The 17,886-nt window shown below is 69.9% G+C and carries 14 protein-coding genes; 4 read left to right on the forward strand and 10 right to left on the reverse strand.

Going from position 1 to position 17,886, the window contains the following annotated elements:
- Positions 1 to 98: 98 nt before the first annotated feature.
- Positions 99 to 1,751: an amidohydrolase gene (locus IZR01_RS04730; RefSeq protein ID WP_194923021.1), complete on the forward strand. Its 1,653-nt coding sequence runs from the start codon at positions 99 to 101 to the stop codon at positions 1,749 to 1,751.
- 251 nt (positions 1,752 to 2,002) lie between these two features.
- Here IZR01_RS04730 and IZR01_RS04735 read toward each other — a convergent pair whose 3' ends face one another.
- Complete coding sequence (locus IZR01_RS04735) at positions 2,003 to 4,417, reverse strand: ABC transporter permease (protein ID WP_194923022.1); 2,415 nt, start codon at positions 4,415 to 4,417, stop codon at positions 2,003 to 2,005.
- Positions 4,418 to 4,499: 82 nt separating this feature from the next.
- The gene (locus IZR01_RS04740) at positions 4,500 to 5,258 is read right to left on the reverse strand and encodes an ABC transporter ATP-binding protein (protein WP_194923023.1); all 759 of its coding nucleotides are present in this window, start codon (positions 5,256 to 5,258) and stop codon (positions 4,500 to 4,502) included.
- 143 nt (positions 5,259 to 5,401) lie between these two features.
- On the opposite strand from IZR01_RS04740, the gene IZR01_RS04745 reads away from it, so the two are divergent.
- The gene (locus IZR01_RS04745; RefSeq protein ID WP_194923024.1) at positions 5,402 to 6,601 is read left to right on the forward strand and encodes a sensor histidine kinase; all 1,200 of its coding nucleotides are present in this window, start codon (positions 5,402 to 5,404) and stop codon (positions 6,599 to 6,601) included.
- Positions 6,598 to 7,302 carry a response regulator gene (locus tag IZR01_RS04750; RefSeq protein WP_194923025.1) on the forward strand — a complete coding sequence of 235 codons (705 nt, stop codon included), beginning with the start codon at positions 6,598 to 6,600 and terminating at the stop codon, positions 7,300 to 7,302. The genes IZR01_RS04745 and IZR01_RS04750 overlap by 4 nt, the downstream gene beginning before the upstream one ends.
- Before the next feature lie 888 nt (positions 7,303 to 8,190).
- Here the strand turns inward: IZR01_RS04750 and IZR01_RS04755 are convergent.
- From IZR01_RS04755 to IZR01_RS04790, 8 genes are all read right to left on the reverse strand, one after another.
- Complete coding sequence (locus IZR01_RS04755; protein ID WP_194892169.1) at positions 8,191 to 9,141, reverse strand: STM4015 family protein; 951 nt, start codon at positions 9,139 to 9,141, stop codon at positions 8,191 to 8,193.
- A 111-nt stretch (positions 9,142 to 9,252) separates the two neighbouring features.
- On the reverse strand, positions 9,253 to 11,712 hold the full coding sequence (locus tag IZR01_RS04760) for a beta-glucosidase (protein WP_323746914.1): 2,460 nt from the start codon (positions 11,710 to 11,712) through the stop codon (positions 9,253 to 9,255).
- A 14-nt stretch (positions 11,713 to 11,726) separates the two neighbouring features.
- Positions 11,727 to 11,888 (reverse strand): hypothetical protein, encoded by a 162-nt coding sequence (locus IZR01_RS04765; protein ID WP_194923027.1) that lies wholly within the window; start codon positions 11,886 to 11,888, stop codon positions 11,727 to 11,729.
- On the reverse strand, positions 11,885 to 13,216 hold the full coding sequence (locus IZR01_RS04770; protein ID WP_194892166.1) for an MFS transporter: 1,332 nt from the start codon (positions 13,214 to 13,216) through the stop codon (positions 11,885 to 11,887). Before IZR01_RS04770 ends, IZR01_RS04765 begins: the two co-directional genes overlap by 4 nt.
- A gap of 10 nt (positions 13,217 to 13,226) precedes the next feature.
- Positions 13,227 to 14,801, reverse strand: coding sequence for a sulfatase family protein (locus tag IZR01_RS04775; protein ID WP_194923028.1), 1,575 nt, complete (start codon positions 14,799 to 14,801; stop codon positions 13,227 to 13,229).
- 40 nt (positions 14,802 to 14,841) lie between these two features.
- Positions 14,842 to 15,381, reverse strand: coding sequence for a PadR family transcriptional regulator (locus tag IZR01_RS04780; RefSeq protein ID WP_194892164.1), 540 nt, complete (start codon positions 15,379 to 15,381; stop codon positions 14,842 to 14,844).
- A gap of 101 nt (positions 15,382 to 15,482) precedes the next feature.
- Positions 15,483 to 16,418, reverse strand: coding sequence for a formylglycine-generating enzyme family protein (locus tag IZR01_RS04785; protein ID WP_499698300.1), 936 nt, complete (start codon positions 16,416 to 16,418; stop codon positions 15,483 to 15,485).
- Positions 16,419 to 16,473: 55 nt separating this feature from the next.
- Positions 16,474 to 17,082, reverse strand: coding sequence for a VOC family protein (locus IZR01_RS04790; RefSeq protein ID WP_194892162.1), 609 nt, complete (start codon positions 17,080 to 17,082; stop codon positions 16,474 to 16,476).
- Between the two features lie 156 nt (positions 17,083 to 17,238).
- Here IZR01_RS04790 and IZR01_RS04800 point away from each other — a divergent pair, with 156 nt between their 5' ends.
- A complete protein-coding gene (locus IZR01_RS04800) occupies positions 17,239 to 17,808 on the forward strand; it encodes a helix-turn-helix transcriptional regulator (protein ID WP_194892161.1) in 570 nt (189 codons plus the stop codon).
- Positions 17,809 to 17,886 lie beyond the last annotated feature (78 nt).

Genomic DNA, 17,886 nt, shown 5'->3' on the forward strand with positions numbered 1-17,886 from the left:
AGCCGGTAGTACTCCGGGGTGGACGACGAACCGGGGCGTACCTCCGAACGGGCCCGTACTGGTGGCCGGGTCGTGGCGCCCGGGCGGACGCTGGCGCCATGGCAGCAGAGTCTGAAGTGTCCTCACGGTTCGCCGACATCGTGTTCACCGCCGGCGTGGTGCTGACGATGAATCCCGATCAGCCGCTGGCCGAGGCGGTCGCGGTGCGGGACGGCCGGATCGTGGCGGTCGGCAGCGGCGCCGAGATCGAATCGCTGACCGACCGCTCGACGCGGATCGTCGACCTGGGCGGCCGGTGCCTGATGCCCGGTTTCGTAGAGCCGCACGGCCATGTCACCGAGGAAGCCTTCGTGCTCGGACCGGCCGTCGACGACATTCGGCCCGCGACGATCCCCGCCGCCGACGACGTGGTGGCGGCCGTCAAGGCCGCGGTCGCCGCGCGCGGCGGAGGCGGAACTTGCTGTTACGGTTGGGACCCGCTGCTGCAGAAGGGACTCCCGACCCCGAATCTGGCCTGGCTGGACTCGGTGGCGCCCGACACCCCCCTGGTGATCATGCACAACTCCGGGCACCAGGCCTTCTTCAACAGCGCCGCGGCGACATGGCTCGGGCTGTCGAAGGACACGCCGGATCCCGTCGGCGCACGCTTCGGCCGCACCGCCGACGGCTCGCTGGACGGCACCGCGTACGAAGCCGCGGCCGTCGGGGCGTGCGTGCACCCGTTCTTGCCCAAGGGCGGCGACTGGCCGGCCCTGCTGAACGCCGAGTACGCGCGACTGAACCTGGCCGGGGTCACGATGTGCTCGGACATGGCCTTCGACGCCCGGCTGCGACCGGCGCTGGCCGCCAGCAGCCCGACCGTCAGGGTGCGGATGTACGAGATGTCCGGGCCGAAGATGGCATCGGACATCACCCCGGACAACGGCGACGACCTCGTCAGGCAGGTCGGCATCAAGACCTGGGCCGACGGGTCGCCCTGGATCGGGAACATCGCCACCTCCTTCCCGTACCTCACCAACGACACCACCCGGGCCCTGGGCCTGGAGCCGAACCACCGCGGCCGGGCCAACTACACCCCCGAGCAGCTGAAGGCGCTCAGCGAGGCGTACTTCCCGGCCGGTTGGCAGCTGGCCTGCCATGTCCATGGCGACGACACCGTGGACATGATCCTGGACGTCTGGCAGCAGCTGCTCGCCGCGCATCCCCGTGACGACCACCGGCTGCGCCTCGAACACGTCGGCACCATGCGCCCGGACCAGTTCCAGCGGGCCGCGGCGCTCGGCATCACCGCCACGATCTTCGTCGACCACCTGTACTACTGGGGCGACATCCTCGTCGACGACCTGTTCGGACCCGAGCACGGCGCGCACTACGCGAACGCCGGCTCGGCCCTCAAAGCGGGTCTGCGGATCTCCTTCCACAACGACGCCCCGGTCACGCCGGTCGAGCCGCTGCGGAACATCACCGAGGCGGTGACGCGGCTGTCGAAGTCGGGTCGGGTCCTGGCGCCCGAGGAACGGATCACTGTCGACCAGGCTCTGCGGGCGCAGACCATCGACGCCGCCTGGCACCTGTTCGCCGACGACATCACCGGCTCCATCGAGGTCGGGAAGTACGCCGACTTCGTCGTCCTGGAGGCGGACCCGCGCTCTGTCGATCCGGTGCGCATGGCCGACATCCCCATCGAGGCCACGTGGCTGGCCGGGCAGTGCGTCTACAGCCGACAGGCCCGGGACGAAACCGAATTCTGATGGCTTCGTCACCGAGACTGACCTGGCCTTCGACGCCGAAGCACGATGGACCTCGAAGTGAACCGTACTGGGTTGGTGCCGTGCGTTTCCGTCTGACAGCCCGGTCAGGCGAAATCCTGACCGCTGTAAAAGCTGTAGCCGTTGCGAGGACTCGGGGCGGTTCAGAATGCCGACCCCCCGAGGGTGTCAACCGGGGGAGGTCGGCATTGGCGTTCGTGCCGTGCCGTGCTCAGCGCCGCTTTTGCTCGGTCCTACTCGGTCCGCAGCGCGGTGGCGGTCCGCGACCGGGCCGCCCAGCCGGCCGGCAGCAGTGCCCCGAGCAGGGCGATCACGACCCCGGCGGCCAGCAGCGGTAGGAGCAGCCCGGCGGTGTAGGCGTGGGTCACGCTCGGCGGGAGGTGCCGGCCGATCGCGTGGCTCATCGGGCCCTGTGTCGCCTTCTCCACCGCGACCCCGATCGGGACGCCGATGAGTCCGGCGATCAGTCCGGTGAGCGTCACCGAGGTCAGAACCATCGCGATGGTCTGTTTCGGTGTCATCCCGAGGGCCTTGAAGATCCCCAGGTCGTGGACCCGCTCCCGGGTGTCCTGCACCACTGTGCTCAGCACCCCGAGCGCGGCGACGACGGTCAACATCAGCGTGAACATCGCCACCAGGGTGTCCATGATGATCACCACGAGATTCCTGCCCCCGTCCGAGTTCGGCTGGACCGAGGCGTTCAGCGGGGTCAGTGCGGCGGCGGCCGAGGTGGACCAGTCCGCTCCGTCGACGTTCGAGGCCAGCTCGACGTTGAACTGGTCGATGTGCGGGGTCAGTCCGGCGGCGGTGAAGGTGGCCGCATCCGTTATGGCCGTGTAGTCGGTGCTTCCATGGGTGTCGAAGTTGATGCCGACGACCTTCAGTGACAGTTGCTTGTTCTGCCGCACCACGGTGAGGTAGTCACCGACGTGGATCCCCACCGCCGAGGCCAGCTTGTCGCCGACCACGACCTCGCCGGGCGCCGAGTACCAGCGGCCGGACAGCAGCTCCATGTTCGTCCAGGAGAAGTCGCCGCTGACCGTGTACAGGACCGGCGGTTCGCCGCCGATCGGCGCGCCGACCATGGTCGCGCCGCTGTCGCCCCAGCCGAACGCGGCCTTCGTGCCCGGGACCTCGGCGAGCGCGGCGGCCACCTTCGCGGCATCCAGATAAGGGTGGCGCGGGTCGTTGGGGCCGTACTGACCCCAGGGCACGCCCACATCGGCTGTGGGTTCCACGATCTTCGACGCGACGTTGAAGCCCGAGCTCATAGTAGTGTCCTGGTACTTGCTGAACGCGGTCCCCAACCCCACCGCGAAGGTGACGCTGACCGTGCCGAGCAGCACCGCCGCGCCGACCAGTACGGTCCGGGCCGGCTTGGCGAAGGGCTGGGCCAGCCCCAGCGACACGGCCCGGGGCAGGGGCAGCCGCGATGCCAGACGCTGCGCCGCCTGACCGCGCCCGGCCTTGGGGGCGCGGCCGACCACCAAAGCCTGCACCGCCGACATCCGGCCGGCCCGCAACGCCGGGATCGAAGCCGTGATACCGACGATCAGCAGCGTGCCGATCGACACCATGGCGCTGACCCACAACGGAATCGTGGTATCGGCCGCGTCGAGCTGCTTGGAGGCCCCGTTCAGGACCGGCCCGGCCGCGAGATTGCCGATGACCGTGCCGAGGACCACGCCGAGTGTCGCCGGGATCATGGCCTGCGCGGTGTAGGCGCGAGTCACCTGCGAAGGTGTGAAGCCCAACGACTTCAGAATCCCGATGCGCCGGGTCCCCGAGGCCACCGCGCCGCTGACCACGATCGCGATGATCAGCACCGACAGGACCAGCCCGAGGATTCCGAAGGCGACCAGGAACGGCACGAAGGCCTTGGCGTTACCGGTCGCCTGCCATTGCGCGATCAGATACGACTGTCCGTCCTGGACCGCGCCGGCCGGCACGGCGGCGGCCACCGCCTGCTTGTCGGCGGCGATGTCGGCGTCGGTCCCGGCCTTGGCGAACCGGTAGAGCATCTGCGTGTCGGACTTGGCACCGGCGGCGGTGAGCCGCGCGAAACCGTCGGCGGTGGCGAAGCCGGTCGCGCTGTTGGTCACCGAGTCGGCGAAGCCGACAACCTTGAACGACGGCTTGCCCGGCAGGGAGGAGAACACCACCGAGGAGCCGAAGCAGGCGTCGGCATAGTCATTCGCCGGGAGGGCGATCTCGCCCGGGCTGGTCGGCCAGCGCCCCTGGGTCAGCACCAGCTGGTCCATCCCGGAGGTGCTCCCCAGGTCGGGCCGGGTGGTGACGGTGATCGGACCATTGTCGTGACCGGCCCAATCGGTCTTGGGGCAGTCCGTACCGACGGTCGTGTCCAGGGCGGCGGCGATCGGGTACGGCCCGGCTGCCTCGGTGACACCGGCGGCGTGCGCGGTGGCGGTGGTCTGTGTGGCCGTGACCTTCGAATCGTCGAACTGGACCGCCAGGTGCGCTCCGTTCCGGGTGTGGAAAGCGTGGTCGAACGGGGCCTGCACGGCGGTCAGCAGACCGAGGGAGAGTACTGATGACAGCACCGCGGTGAGCGTCGTCAGGGCCAGGACGAGGGTCTGGACCCGACGCCGGCCCATGCCGGACCGCACGACCTTGCCCAAGGCGCTCACCGGCTCACCGCCAGCAGCAGGCGGGCCATGGCCCGGAAACCGGCCTCGAACAGGCGCCGGGGCATCGGCGGCTTGCGCAGTGTCATCGGACCTCTCCCGACGGACGGGTCAGCGGCGTGCGGGCGGCCAGGCCGGCGCCGCTGCCGCTGCCGTTGCCGCTGTTGACGATGTCCCGCGCGACCGCGCCGTCCACCAACTCGATCGTGCGGCGCGCGGTGCTCGCGGCCAGCTGCACATCGTGGGTCACCAGCAGGATGGTCTGACCCTGGCCGTTCAGATCCAGCAGCAGCCGGCGCACGTCCTCCGCCGAGCTCGAGTCCAGCGCGCCGGTGGGCTCGTCGGCCAGCAGCAGCGCCGGCCGGTTCATCAGCGCCCGGGCCACCGCCACCCGCTGTCGCTGGCCGCCGGACAGCCGCTGCGGGTAGGCCTTGGCCTGCCGGTCGATGCCCAGCGAGCCGAGCAGCTCGGCGGCCCGGCGCTTCGCCTCGCCCTTGCCCATCCCGGCCAGCTGCGCCGGAACCATGACGTTGTCCAACACGGTCAGATCGTCCAGCAGGTTGAAGAACTGGAAGATCATGCCGATCGAGGCCCGGCGGTATTTCGCCGAACCGGCCTCACCGAGCTGGTCGACGCGGGTGCCGTTGACCGTCACGGTGCCACTGGAGGGCTTGTCCAGCCCGGCGATCAGGTTCAGCAGGGTGGACTTCCCGCTGCCGGAGTGGCCGAGGATCGCCACGCACTCACCGGCCGCCACGGACAAGGTCACCCCGGCCAGCGCGGGCGGGCCGTCATCATATTTCCTTGTCGTGTCTTGGAGCTCGATCATCGGTGCATTCGTCATGGCCATGAACCTAGGAACTGACCCTCATCCCTCGCGTCGGCCGGCGGATGTCACCTCTCCCGCAGGCCATCGGCTCGGGGGTGTACCCGGCGTACATCCCCGGGGCGACGCGCAGAGCCGACGCCACCGAATACGATCTCCCTATGGAAGAGCTTCTCCAGCGTCTCTCGACATCGAAGCGTGTGACCTGGCTGATGTCACAGGCCGTGGTGTTGGCCATCGCCTGCTTCTACGCGGGGATGCTCGTCTTGACGACGCCGAGCCCCAACGCCGGCCTGTTCCGGTTCCCCGTCCTCGGGCACTTCCAGACGATGGGTCTGTGCGTCGTGCTCGCCCTTCCGGTCCTGCTGGTGCGCCGTCTGCCGGTGGCCGTCTTCGCGTCGGTCCTGGGCGAATCAGTCCTCGGCGACATTTTCGGCGCGCGGCCCTTGATCGTGTTGATCCTGCTCGTCGCCTTGAGCGGGTACATCGCCGCCCGGCGGCCGAAGGCTGCCGCCGTCGGCGCCGTCGCGGGCGTCGCGGACGCGTTCGTCAACGACATCCACGTCTACGGGCAGTCCGTCGGCGGCGCGGCCCAGTGGGCCGGGTGGCTCGCGTTGTGGTTCGCGCTCGCGTGGGTCTTCGGCGGGGTGTACCGCAAACGCCGTGAGTACGTCGAAGCCCTGGAGGAGCAGACCGCGGCCCGCGTCGTCATGGCCGAGCGGCTGCGGATCGCCCGCGAGCTGCACGACAGCGTCGCGCACAGCATCGGGATCATCACGGTGCTGTCGGGAGCGGCCGCGCGGGTCGTGGAGACCAAGCCCGAGCAGACGCGGCAGGCGCTGGCCGGCATCGAGACCACCAGCCGGGAGACGCTGCTGGAGTTGCAGCGTATGCTCGGGGCGCTCCGCCGCGCCGAGCCGGACGACACCACGCCGCAGGCCGCTCCGCTGGCGCCGGCCAGCACCCTGGCCGACGTCCCGCAACTCGCCGAACGCACGGCCGGCGCCGGGGTGCGGGTCCAGGTGACCTGGCGGGGCGAGCGGCGTCCACTGCCGCCGGAGATCGAGCTGTCGGCGTTCCGGATCATCCAGGAGTCGGTGACGAACGTGGTGCGGCATTCCGGGGCGCGAACGTGCCGCGTCGCGGTCGGCTACGAGCCGGAAGGAGTGAGGATCGAGGTGGTGGATGACGGGGACAGCGGTCTGGCCGGGCCGGGCCGCCCGAGGTTCGCGGCGGGGGCCGGCGGGAGCGGCTTCGGCCTGCTCGGCATGCGCGAGCGGGTGACGTTGCTGTCCGGCCAGTTCAGCGCCGGCCGGCGCCCGGAGGGCGGATTCCGGGTGACGGCGAGTCTGCCGGCATGAGCGTACGGGTACTACTGGTCGACGACCAGCCGCTGATGCTGGTCGGACTGGCGATCCTGATCGGCGACACCGACGACCTGGAGGTGGCCGGCCAGGCCGGCGACGGCCACGAGGCAGTGCGCCTGGCACGGGAACTGCGGCCGGACGTCGTGGTGATGGACATCCGGATGCCGGGCATGGACGGGATCGAGGCCACCCGGCAGGCGACCGCCGAGCCGGACGCGCCCAAGGTGCTGGTGCTGACGACCTTCGACGACGACGAGTACGTCTACGGCGCACTGCGCGCCGGGGCCAGCGGATTCCTGCTCAAGAGCATGGCCCTGGACGCGATCCTGGACGCGATCCGCGTGGTGGCCGCCGGCGACGCGCTGATCGCGCCGAGCGTGACCCGACGGCTGATCGCGGACTTCGCCGGAACCTTCGCGGCCTCCGCGGCCCCCGCGGTCCCCGCGGTCCCCGAACCGGACGCCGAGCCCGACACGGACTCGGGTCTCCTCGCGGCGATCACCGACCGGGAGCGCGAGGTGCTGGCACTGGTCGGCGAGGGACTGTCGAACCCTGAGATCGCCGAGCGGTTGGTGATCAGCGCGGCGACGGCGAAGACGCACGTCGCGCGCCTGTTCGCCAAGCTCGAGGCTCGGGACCGCGTCCACCTGGCGATCATCGCCTTCGAGACCGGACTCGCGCCGCGTCGACGGTAGGGGTAGACGCTAGGGCAGCGCCGCATTGATCTTTCGGGGGCTGAGTGGGGGGCTTTGGTCACCGGCTTGAGGTGAGCCGGGTGTGAGGCCGGCGGTCGCGTGCGGGGCTTTGGTCACCGGCTTGAGGTGAGTCGGGTACGGAGGCCGGCGGTCGCGTGCGGGGCTTAAAAGCGTTGTGAAAAAACCGCCTGATTTCGTCCGCCGGCTTCCCGAGGCCCGCGGCGGTCGCCCGGCAGGGCGGACAAAATCAGGCCGTTTTGTCACAACATGTGTGGTCTGCTTCCGAGAACGGGCAGTCCGGGCGTCAAGCCGGCCACGTCGCCGGCTGCCGGTCGCCCCCAGGGCGAGGTTCACAACCCTACGGCGCAAGGCGGGGACCGGCAGAGGTGACGGCGTACCCGGCCGCGGGCTTCGTGCGGTGCGGGACCCTGACTAACGTAAGCACACATGTTGTTAAAAAACGGCCAGATTTTGGCCGCCGGACCTGCTCACCGCCGCCCGACAGCGCAAGTCAGCGGCCAAAATCTGGCGGTTTTTTCACAACGCCTTTAAGCCCCGCACGCGACCGCCGGCCTCCGTACCCGACTCATCTCAAGCCGGTGACCAAAACCCCCCACCCAACCCCCGAAAGATCGACGCGGCGCTGCACTAGGGCAGGCGGAGAAGAACGATCGCCGATGCTCGTAGCCCGGCCGGAGCGCGTCGGGGCCGGCATCCGAGAACCTGGCAGCTCACGGCACCCCAGCCGTTGACGGAAACTGGGTGTGGTGGCAGGCAGCTGCCGTCCACGAACCGCTACAGCCATACAAGCCGGCGCTTCAGCTTCGGTGCGGCCACCCAGACCATGGCTGAACGACCACAGTCGGCGCCCCGACGGTTCGGGGCCGTTCACTCCGCGACGGCGACGTAGCGGTCCTCATCCGCGATTCGCCAGGACAGGTCGATCTCGACGTCGGGCAGCGCCTGCCGCAGTCGATCGTCCATCTCCCGCGACAGAAAGTGGTGGTGCAGGTCGAGCTTGCGCAGGTGGGTGAGCGGTTGCCCGGCCAACAGGGCTGCCGCACCGTCGTCGCTCAACGTCCCGAGCGACAGGTCGAGCGTCTGCAACTGCCCGACGATCGGGGCGTGGGCCACGGCGGTGGCGATCTCATCCTGCGTGATCGCGTTCTTCAGCCCGAGGTAGCGCAGTTTCGGGAACCTCTCGCCGGCCAGCAGGCCGGTGACATCGTCGACCGAGCCAGTGCCGCCGTAGTCCTCGTCGCCGAAGTAGATTTCGAGCCGCTCCAGTTCCGGGAAGTCGCACGCCGCGATCGCGCGGATCGTCTCGGCCGGCAGACTGCCGGACTGGAGGACCAGCGTCCGCAGTGCGCCGTGTTTGACCCGGCCCACCATCGGGACGTCGCGATTCTCTTGTCCGCCGCGCACCCACAGTTCCTCCAGCCGCGGGAAGCTCTCCAGAAGCGGCGTGATCGGGAGGTTGGCGATCCACGAGACCTCGATGTCCTCGCTGCCGACGTCGGCGATGAACACCTTGCGCAGCCCGGGAAGCCGATCGGCAGCCGCCGAGAGCACCTCGACGGGGTGGCCGCCGGAGTCCATCTCGGTCGACCACACGCCGAACACGATCGCCTCGATGCGGGAGGGGTCCACGCGCCGCAGGAAGAGCTCGAACAGTTCCGGAAGCGTATAGCCGAACTGGGCACCCCACCGTACGTCGCAATCCAGACGCCAGGCGACCGGTTCGCCGGTCTCCGCCGCGGCCGGCAACGGCGCCTCGGGGTCCAGGGGGAAAGCGACGACGCGAAGTCCGGCGAACTCGGTGGTGTGGTCTCTGTTCACGGGCCTTGACTCTCTTTCATATCCGCGGCCCCTGGCAAGCCTGCCCCGAAGAGGTGGCAGAGTACGTTTCTCACAGAAGCGGAGTCGCGCATGAGGTTCCGATTCGGATCGTCAGTGCCCGGCGACCTCGACGCGCGTGGTCATCGCAAGGTCGGTGACGCTGTGTCCGACCTCGACGCGGTAGCCGCCCGGTATGGTCGCCCACGCGTTCGCGCCCTCGTCCCAGATCTGGAACGCCCGCTCCGCAATGGTGATCGAGGCCTCGACGGACGCGCCCGGACCGGCCGTCACCGTCGCGAAGCCGGCGAGCTGCCGCTCTGGGCGGTCGGGGGCGTCGGCAGAGCTGTCGGCCGGGGCGACATAGACCTGGACGACTTCCCGGCCGGAGCGGATCCCGGTGTTACGGATCCGGACGTGCACGGTGTCGCCGGCGACTTCGATGTCCTCGTACTCCCACGTGGTGTATCCCAGTCCGTACCCGAACGGGAAGGCCGGTTCGGTGCCGGCGCGCTGCCAGGCGCGGTAGCCGACGAAGGGTCCTTCGTCATAGGCCAGGACGCCGTCGGTCGGGGTGACCTCGGATACCGGGGCGTCCGCCAGGTGCTCGGGCCAGGTGGTGGGCAGCCGTCCGCCGGGCTCGGCAGCGCCGAGCAGGACGTCGGCCAGCGCGGCGCCGCCTTCCTGACCGGGGAACCACGTCAGCAGGACGGCCGCGACATCGGCGCGCCACGGCATCTCGACCGGTGCCCCGGCGTTCACCACCACCACGGTGCGCGGGTTGGCGGCGGCGACCGCGGCGACCAGGTCGTCCTGCCGGCCCGGCAGCCGGAGCGATGCGCGGTCGAAGCCCTCGCTCTCCACCCGCTCGGTGGTGGCGACCACGACGACCGCGGTGTCGGCGCCGGTCGCGGCGGCGACCGCCTCGGCTATCAGCGCGTCGTCGTCGCGGTCCGGGGCGCGGTGGCCCAGCGCGAAGGCGACGCCGCGGATCAGGCCGAAGTCGCCCTTGGGACGCAGGTTGGTCAGGCTGATCTCGACCGGTCTGCCCGCCTCCAATTCAGCGGCGCCGCCGGCGGTGTAGCGGTTGCCCAGCACGGCGTTCAGGACGTCGCCGCCGGGCTGCGGCTCGGTACCCGGCAGCAGCACCGCGCCGGCCACGACCAGCCGGAACGGCCCCGGTCCGCTGACCCCGAAATGGTGCGTCCCGCTTTCGTGGGGCGTGTACGTCCCCGTGATCTCGACGCTGTCCAGGGCATCGAAGTCCGCGCCGCCGGGCAGGTCGGTGGACATCCATCGGACCCGGCCGAACGGCAGCGGGGCGTCGGCGAGGATGTCGCCGTCGGCGTCGCGCAGCACGGTGCGCAGCGTGAAGCCGTCCCGTGGGACGTCCAGTTCGTTGTCGGGGTCGGCGCCCATCGCGTAGGTCAGCGCCACGCCGTCCGGCAGCGCGGCGCGCAGCCCGTCCAGCGGTGAGATCACGCGGGCCGGGTACACCGTCGCCGAACCGCCGCCGAGGATCCGGGCGTCGCGGGCCGCGCGGCCGATGAGGGCGACGCGGCTGAGCGCCGCCGGGTCCAGCGGCAGGATCTGGTCGGTATTGCGCACGAGCACCATGGAGCCGGTGGCGATCTCGCGGGCGATCGTCTCCGTGTCGAGCGGCGCGGGGAGCCGGGACGTCGGCACCGCGGGTTCGGCGCCTGCCAGCAGGCCCACGCGGGCGGCCAGCAGCAGCACGTGCCGTACCGCGTCGTCGACCACGGATTCGGCGACCCGGCCGTCGCGCACGGCGGCGGCCAGTCTCGGCCCGAATACCGTGGTCGGTCCGGGCATGGCCACGTCCAATCCGCCGGTGATCGCCCGGACGGTGTCGCGCGCGGCGAGCCAGTCGGACACCACGACGCCGTCGTAGCCCCACTCCTGGCGCAGCACGCCGATCTGCAAGTCCCGGTTCTCGGTCATGGTCGAGCCGTTGACGCTGTTGTACGCGGACATCAGCAGCCACGGCCGGGCGTCGGCGATGATCTGCTCGAACGGCGCCAGGTACAGCTCGCGCAGCGCCCGCGCACCGACCCGGTTGTCGACGGTGAAGCGGTCGGTCTCGGCGTCGTTGGCCACGAAGTGCTTGACCGTGGCGCCGACGCCGCCGTCCTGGACGCCGGCCACGTACGCCGCGCCGATCCGCGCGGTGAGCAGCGGGTCCTCGGAGTAGGACTCGAAGTGCCGGCCGCCGCGCGGCGACCGGTGCAGATTGATCGTGGGAGCGAGCAGCACGTGCACACCTTTGCGCCGCGCCTCCTGGGCCAGAACCTGTCCGGCCCGCCGCGCCAGGTCGGGGTCCCAGGTCGCGGCCAGCGCGGTGGGGCTCGGCAGCACCAGCGACGGGTCGCCGGGGTCCCAGGACGCGCCGCGCACGCCGACCGGCCCGTCGGACATCACCAGCGAGCCCAGGCCGATCTCCGGTAGTGCGGGCAGGGACCACAGGTCCTGTCCGGCCAGCAGGCGGGCCTTGGCATCCAGATCCAGCTTCGCCAGCGCGGTCTCGACGACGTCGGCGTACTCGGGGTGTTCCACTGTCTCAGCTTTCTTCACAGGTCGGCGCCGCTGCGGGCGGCGGTTCCGGGAGCAGGCGATTGCACGGTCGGTAGGCGGGGGTCGGTGTCGGCAGGGATGACGTCGGCGGTCTCTAGCAGCCAGCGGGTGATGGCGTCGTGCAGGCGGCGCTCGACGACGAAGTTCGGCTGTGTCACTGGATTGCCTCCGGGGCGTGCAGTGTTGCTTCGAGCGCGGCCGCGTCCTGGGCGTAGGGGCGGTAGAGCCCGAAGAACAGGGCTCCGTTGGCCAGCATGAGGATCACCGAGAACCACAGGAACGCGGTTTGCAGGCTGTAGGCGTCGCCGACGATTCCGGTCAGCAGGTTGGTCAGGGCCCAGCCGATCGCCTCGGCGGACAACAGCATGCCGAACGCGGTGCTGCGCATCTCGGGTGCGACGACCGACATGACGATCGGCCGGTTCACTCCCGGTACCACGCTCTGCGTCGCGGCCATCAGGGCGAACAAGAGCAGGTAGATGCCGAACTGCTTCCAGTGGATCTGGGTCAGGACGTAGGCGATCGGCGCGTAGACGAACATTGCTGTCTGTAGCACCATGATCCGGCCCGAGCGGGGTCGCCTGCGATGGGCCCGGTCGCCGAGCACACCGCCCAGGAAGGTACCGATCACGTAGGCGACTCCGACCGGCACGGTGATGAGCGAGGCCTTGGCGTTGCTGTAGCCGCGGTCGTCGACCATGAATGTCGTGCCGAAGGTCAGCAGGACGAACTGGCCGGTCACCAGGCGCTGGAAGCACATCAGCCGGAGTGTGCGGTTGCCGAGGAGCACCTTGACCCGCGCTCGTTCCCCCTGCCTCGCCGCGACCGTCGTCTCCCGGGCCGTTGCCGTGCCCTCCGCGGCACCGACGCCGGGATCGCGCAGGAACAGAAGGGTTGCCAGGCCGAAGGTGATCTGGATCAGACCACTGATGAAGAAGCCGTAGCGCCAGCCGTTGTGCGCGTGGGACAGCGCGCCGAAGACCGGGCCCGCGATGCCGACGCCGATGAAAGCTATGCCGTACAGCCCTCCGGCCGCGCGACCGCGGGTCCGGTCGTCGAAGAGGTCTGCTATCAGGCCGTTGGTGAGCGGTCCTCCGCCGGCCAGCCCGAAGCTGATGACGGCGACCAGCGCGATCAGCTGAATGTAGTTCTGGACGAGCCCGGCCGCGATGGTGAACACGCCCCACATGCCGCAGCACAGGACCAGCACCTGCTTGCGCGGCCGGCGCCGGGCGACGGAGACCCACATCGGGCCGGCGAAGGCCCCGACGAGCTTGGACACCGCGGTCAGCGCGCCGAGGCCGGCCAGCTTCACGTCCAGTGCCTTGCGGATCGCCGGGAACATCACCGGGATGACGCTCGCCTCGCTGTTGTCCACGCTGAGCAGGCCGCCGAGCAACGCCAGCTGGCGCCAGCGGCGCGGGTCGGCCTGTGAGCCGGCGTCGGCCGGCCGGGCGCTGGAGGATACTGCTGTTTCGTTTGACACAGCTCGCCTCCTACAGCTTGGTGACGGGTTCCTGGTCGCGGGTCTGGAGCAGGTGGACCCACCGTTGGAAGAGTTCGTAGGTGCGGGGCCGGTCAGGGGCGTGCCAGGACACTGGGATGTTCAGGGACGCCAGCCGACCTTCCAGATCCTCGGCCAAATGCGCGCGGCCGGTGTCGCGCAGGTGCTGGGCGTAGCGGACCGGGTCGTTGTAGTAGGTCGGTCCGGTCTGAAGTGTCGCCTGCATCGGGTCCGGCAGCGCGCCGGGCCGCCCGGCGTACTCGTTCCACCACTCGGCGAGATGCGAACGCATCGTGGCGGCGAGTCCGGGCTCTGATTCCCGCAGGTCCTGTGTGAGGTACGGGTCTTCGGTGACGTTGAACAGCTGCTCCCACTCCGCACGGAAACAGCCGGGATGGTAGGTCCGGATGTAGAGGTGGTCCCGGGTGCGTACGGCGCGCTGGTAGGTGTGCGCACCGTGTCCCAGTACCAGGTAGTCGCGGGAGTTGATCTCCTCGCCGTGGATCGCCGCGGCGAACGATGTGCCTTGCCATCCGGCCGGCGCGCTCATCCCGAGCATCTCGCACAGCGTCGGTGCGTAGTCGATGTTGTAGAGCAGGGCGTCGTTGCGGCGTGCCGTCTCCGGCAGATCATCGGTGACGCCCGGCCAGTAGACGATCAGGGGCACGCGATGCGTGGGTTCGTTGGCCAGACCGTGTTCGGCGTACAGGCCCTGCTCCCCGACGGACTCGCCGTGGTCGGCGGACACGATCACCGCGGTGTCGTCGGCGATGCCGAGCTCTTCCAGTGTCGTCATCAGCTGTCCGAAGTGGTGGTCCCAGTAGGCGATCGCGCCGTCGAAGCCGTTGATCAGATGCTCGAAGTCGGCGCGGGAGGTGATCGCGTCCGGCATGTTGTGCGGGACCGGCGACGTCCCCGAGCCGGTGATCGAGTGGTGCAGGTCCAAGGCGCTGCGCGGGCCGTAGATCTCGGCGTGCGCGGCGATGGTCTCCTCGTCGGGCCAGGCCTGCACAGGCCCCGCGGCGGCCATCTTCTCGGTCCACTCCGCCGGCTGCGTGTAGTTGGTGTGCGGCTCCCAGTACGTCAGGTGCAGGTACCAGTTGTCGTCGTCAGAGTGCCGGCGCAGCCAGTCGATCGCGGCCCGGTTGATGTCCGGGGCCTCCTCGTCGCCGAGCCGGTCCGTGGCGCGGATCGCTTCGCGGAAGTTGGCGTGGAAGAAGTAGGCGCGGTGGCGTTCGGCGAACACTGATATCGCGGCGGTGTAGTAGCCGCCGAAGCCGAGGCGTTGGCCGAGCAGGGGCCGGTCGGGTTCGGGGCCGTGGCCGGCGTCCAGCCGGAACTGTGCCGCCGGGCCGAAGTGGCCGATCACGCCGTTGCTGATGCCGAACTGGCCGGAGGTCAGCGCGGTGCGTGAGGGCAGGCAGGGGGAGTCCGAGCAGTAGTAGCGCTCGAAGGTGACGCCCTTGTCAGCCAGCTTCCGCAGGTGCGGTGTGGTCGGGCGGTGGTAGCCGTAGGGGGTGGTGTGGTCGGCGCGGAGAGTGTCCACGTCCACATAGATGACACGCAAGGGGTGCCTCCGGTGCGGGGGTCGAGCGGTGTGTCGGATGTCAGCGGCCGAGCTGCCGTTCGAGGCGGGCCTTGGTCAGCTGGAGCCAGGCGATGTAGGAGTGGGCGAACGCGTAGCCGTTCTCGTGGGCCATGGTGTGGACTTCTCGGGCCCAACCCGGGTTCACCTCCGGGATCTGCGCCTCGTAGACCTCGGCGATGGGGAAGTCGGCGGAGATCCCGTCGTGCTTGAGCCGGTAGGCCAGCTCGGTGTCCACGATCTCCAACGCGATCTCCGGGCCCAGCTGGCCGGCGAACAGGAACCGCAGCTTGAAGTCGGGGTCCATCGGCCGCGGCGACGGCTCGTACGGCGAGCGGGCCCACTCCAGCAACGCCGCGCGGCCGGCTTCGGTGAGGCTGTAGAGCTTGGCGTCGGGGCGGCCTTCGCGCGGGTCTATCTCGAAGGCGACCCAGCCGCGGTCCACCAGCGTGGTCAGCTTGCGGTAGATCTGCGGGGACTTGACGCCGTAGCCGATGTAGCGGCCCGGACCCTCCATCCACCGGCTGATGTCGTAGCCGGACAGGCGTCGTACGGCCAGCACCCCGAGGAGTACGTAGTCGAGAAGGATTTTGGGCCACCTATGTACGTAGGAACTAAGGTGGCCTCAGTCTCACCGGACGTTGAGGGGCTGTCAAGACCTCGTCACGCGGACGCCACACACCGGAAGCCCGCGTGTCCGCTGGAGCTGTCAGGGCTGTTGGCGCTGCGGGCGGCGACGCGGTACCGGTTGCAATAGGACACGTGGCACATGTGGGAACCGCCGCGGATCACCTTGTCGCGGCCGGTCGCGGGGCCGACCGGGGCAACCAGCGGACGCTCGGGGGCGTGGCCGGTGCTCCACCAGTCGGCGCACCACTCCCACACGTTGCCGGACATGTTGAACAGGCCGAATCCGTTGGGTTCGAAGGCGTCGACCGGGGCGGTGCCGCGATAGCCGTCAGCGGCGGTGTTCTTGGTCGGGAACGTGCCGCGCCAGATGTTGCAGCGGTACCGGCCGGCGGGGTCGAGCTCGTCACCCCACGGATAGCGCTGCTGCTCCAGGCCGCCACGCGCCGCGTACTCCCACTCGGCCTCGGTGGGAAGCCGCTTGCCGGACCAGGCCGCGTAGGCGGCGGCGTCGTTCCACGAGACGTGGACGACCGGGTGATCGCCGCGGCCGTCCAGCGTGCTGCCCGGCCCTTCCGGGCGGCTCCACATCGTGCCTTCGACGCCGCACCACCAAGGGGTGCGTTCCGGCCTGCGCGCGTTCCGGCGCAGATCGGCGGGCAGGAACCCCGCGAAGACGTACGACCAGCCGAACGTCTCGGCGTCGGTGCGATGCCCGGTCGCGGCCACGAACTCGGCGAAGGCGTCGTTGCTGACCGCGTGGACGTCGATGCGGAACGGAGCCAGGCGTACCGGTCGCACCGGCCCTTCGCCGTCATCGGGGAAGCCTTCGGAGTCTTCGGCGCCCATGAGGAACTCGCCGCCCGGCAGCAGCGCCATTCCGGAGATCGAGGCATCGGCCCGCGGCGTCGACGGAGTCCGCGACAGCGCGGGGAGCGTCGGCTCGTTCGAGGGCATGCAGCAGCGTTTCATATATACCAATGTACCTAAGTGCCGAACGCCGAACGAGAGTGATGCCTGCGTGCCGTCAGTCCAGGACGATCTCACCGGCCGGGCCGGCAAGGTGTGCGACGAGCGCCGGCCGGGCGCCTTGGCGGAAGGCCGCGTCGGCGCCCAAGGCGGTGAAGCATTCCCGGACCGCGTCCGGAGCCGGGTGGACGACCTCGAAGCCGACGAGCTGGACCACAGGCAGCCTCCTGGCCGGATGCGGCGTCGCGCCCCAGTCGATGAGGAACGGCACCACACCGGCGCGGGGCGGGGTCAGCCGCCATCGCAGCAGCTCGCCATCCGGTCGCAGGCGTGTCATGGCGCGCGGCGGGCCGGGGTCGTGGCCCGCCGCGCGAGAACGGGTGACGGCCGCGTCCAGGTCGGTGGTCGCGATCGCCCAGGCGACCAGTTTCGGCGCCGACAGGTCGTCGATGCCGAACGGTCTGGGTTCCGGTGGCGTGGGCTGCGCGGGATCCGGCCCGATGATCTCCAGGTAGCGGTCGCCGCCGAGCCCGAGGAGATAGTTGCGGGTGCCGAGGCCGGGGTGGGGGCCGCCGGCTGTGGGATGGACTCCCGTTCGGCGCGCGATGTCTTCCAACGCGGCCTGCAAGTCCGGGGCGGCGTAGACGAGGTGGTCGAAAGCGGTCATGGTTTCATGTTCCATGATCGAGTGTCAGTCTTCGTCCAGGTATGCCGTGCGCACCTGCTCGTCGTGCAGCAGATCGGATCCGGTGCCCGACAGTACGATCGTCCCGGTCTCCATCGGGGTTTTCCGCAACCACGTCGCCACCTGTAGGGATGTCGCATGAACCTGGACTCGATGATCCTCGGGCTGCTGGCGCTGACCCGCTTCTCCGGCTACGACCTGCGGCAGTGGATGGACGGCCGGCTGAAGTACATCGGCTACCAGGTGCAGCTGCCGCAGATCTACCGGCGCCTGGCCAAGTTGGTCGAGCGCGGCTGGGTCGAGTTCGAGGTCGATCCGCGCGACGGCCGGCCGGACGCCAAACTGTACTCGCTCACCGAGGCGGGACGGGAGGCGCTGTGGGAGTGGGCGCGCTCGCCCTACGAGCCCTCGGCCCGGCCCGCGGACCCCGACTTCCTGCTGCGCTACCTGTTCGGCGGCATGCTCGATCCCGAGATCGCCATCTCGGTCGTCCGTACCGAGTTGGAGTACCGCCAGAAGTACCGCAGTGAGACCGGCATCCTGGACGAACTGCCTGCCCTGATGAATCCGCAACTCCCCGAGATCGACCCCCGCTGGGTCGGCCAGCTGTTCCTGTCGGCCCACGAATACGGCTTCGCATCCAACGCCTCCTATATCGCCTGGCTCCAGCTCACGCTCGCACGGCTGGAAGGCAGCTCGGCTACTTGATCCTGCCGGTCGCCGCCAGCACGCCGATCCAGTGGCTCATGCCGAACGCACCGGCTCCGCGACAAGTCCCGGCCGGGG

The sequence above is a fragment of the Catenulispora pinisilvae genome (assembly GCF_015356865.1).
Taxonomy (GTDB): Bacteria; Actinomycetota; Actinomycetes; order Streptomycetales; family Catenulisporaceae; genus Catenulispora; species Catenulispora pinisilvae.

Bases quoted from the DNA above. Each gene is read 5' to 3' on its own strand.
- IZR01_RS04800 (WP_194892161.1), top strand. From the start codon at position 17,239: ATGAACCTGGACTCGATGATCCTCGGGCTGCTGGCGCTGACCCGCTTC.
- IZR01_RS04785 (WP_499698300.1), bottom strand. From the start codon at position 16,418: ATGAAACGCTGCTGCATGCCCTCGAACGAGCCGACGCTCCCCGCGCTG.
- IZR01_RS04740 (WP_194923023.1), bottom strand. From the start codon at position 5,258: ATGACGAATGCACCGATGATCGAGCTCCAAGACACGACAAGGAAATAT.
- IZR01_RS04730 (WP_194923021.1), top strand. From the start codon at position 99: ATGGCAGCAGAGTCTGAAGTGTCCTCACGGTTCGCCGACATCGTGTTC.
- IZR01_RS04745 (WP_194923024.1), top strand. From the start codon at position 5,402: ATGGAAGAGCTTCTCCAGCGTCTCTCGACATCGAAGCGTGTGACCTGG.
- IZR01_RS04790 (WP_194892162.1), bottom strand. From the start codon at position 17,082: ATGACCGCTTTCGACCACCTCGTCTACGCCGCCCCGGACTTGCAGGCC.
- IZR01_RS04750 (WP_194923025.1), top strand. From the start codon at position 6,598: ATGAGCGTACGGGTACTACTGGTCGACGACCAGCCGCTGATGCTGGTC.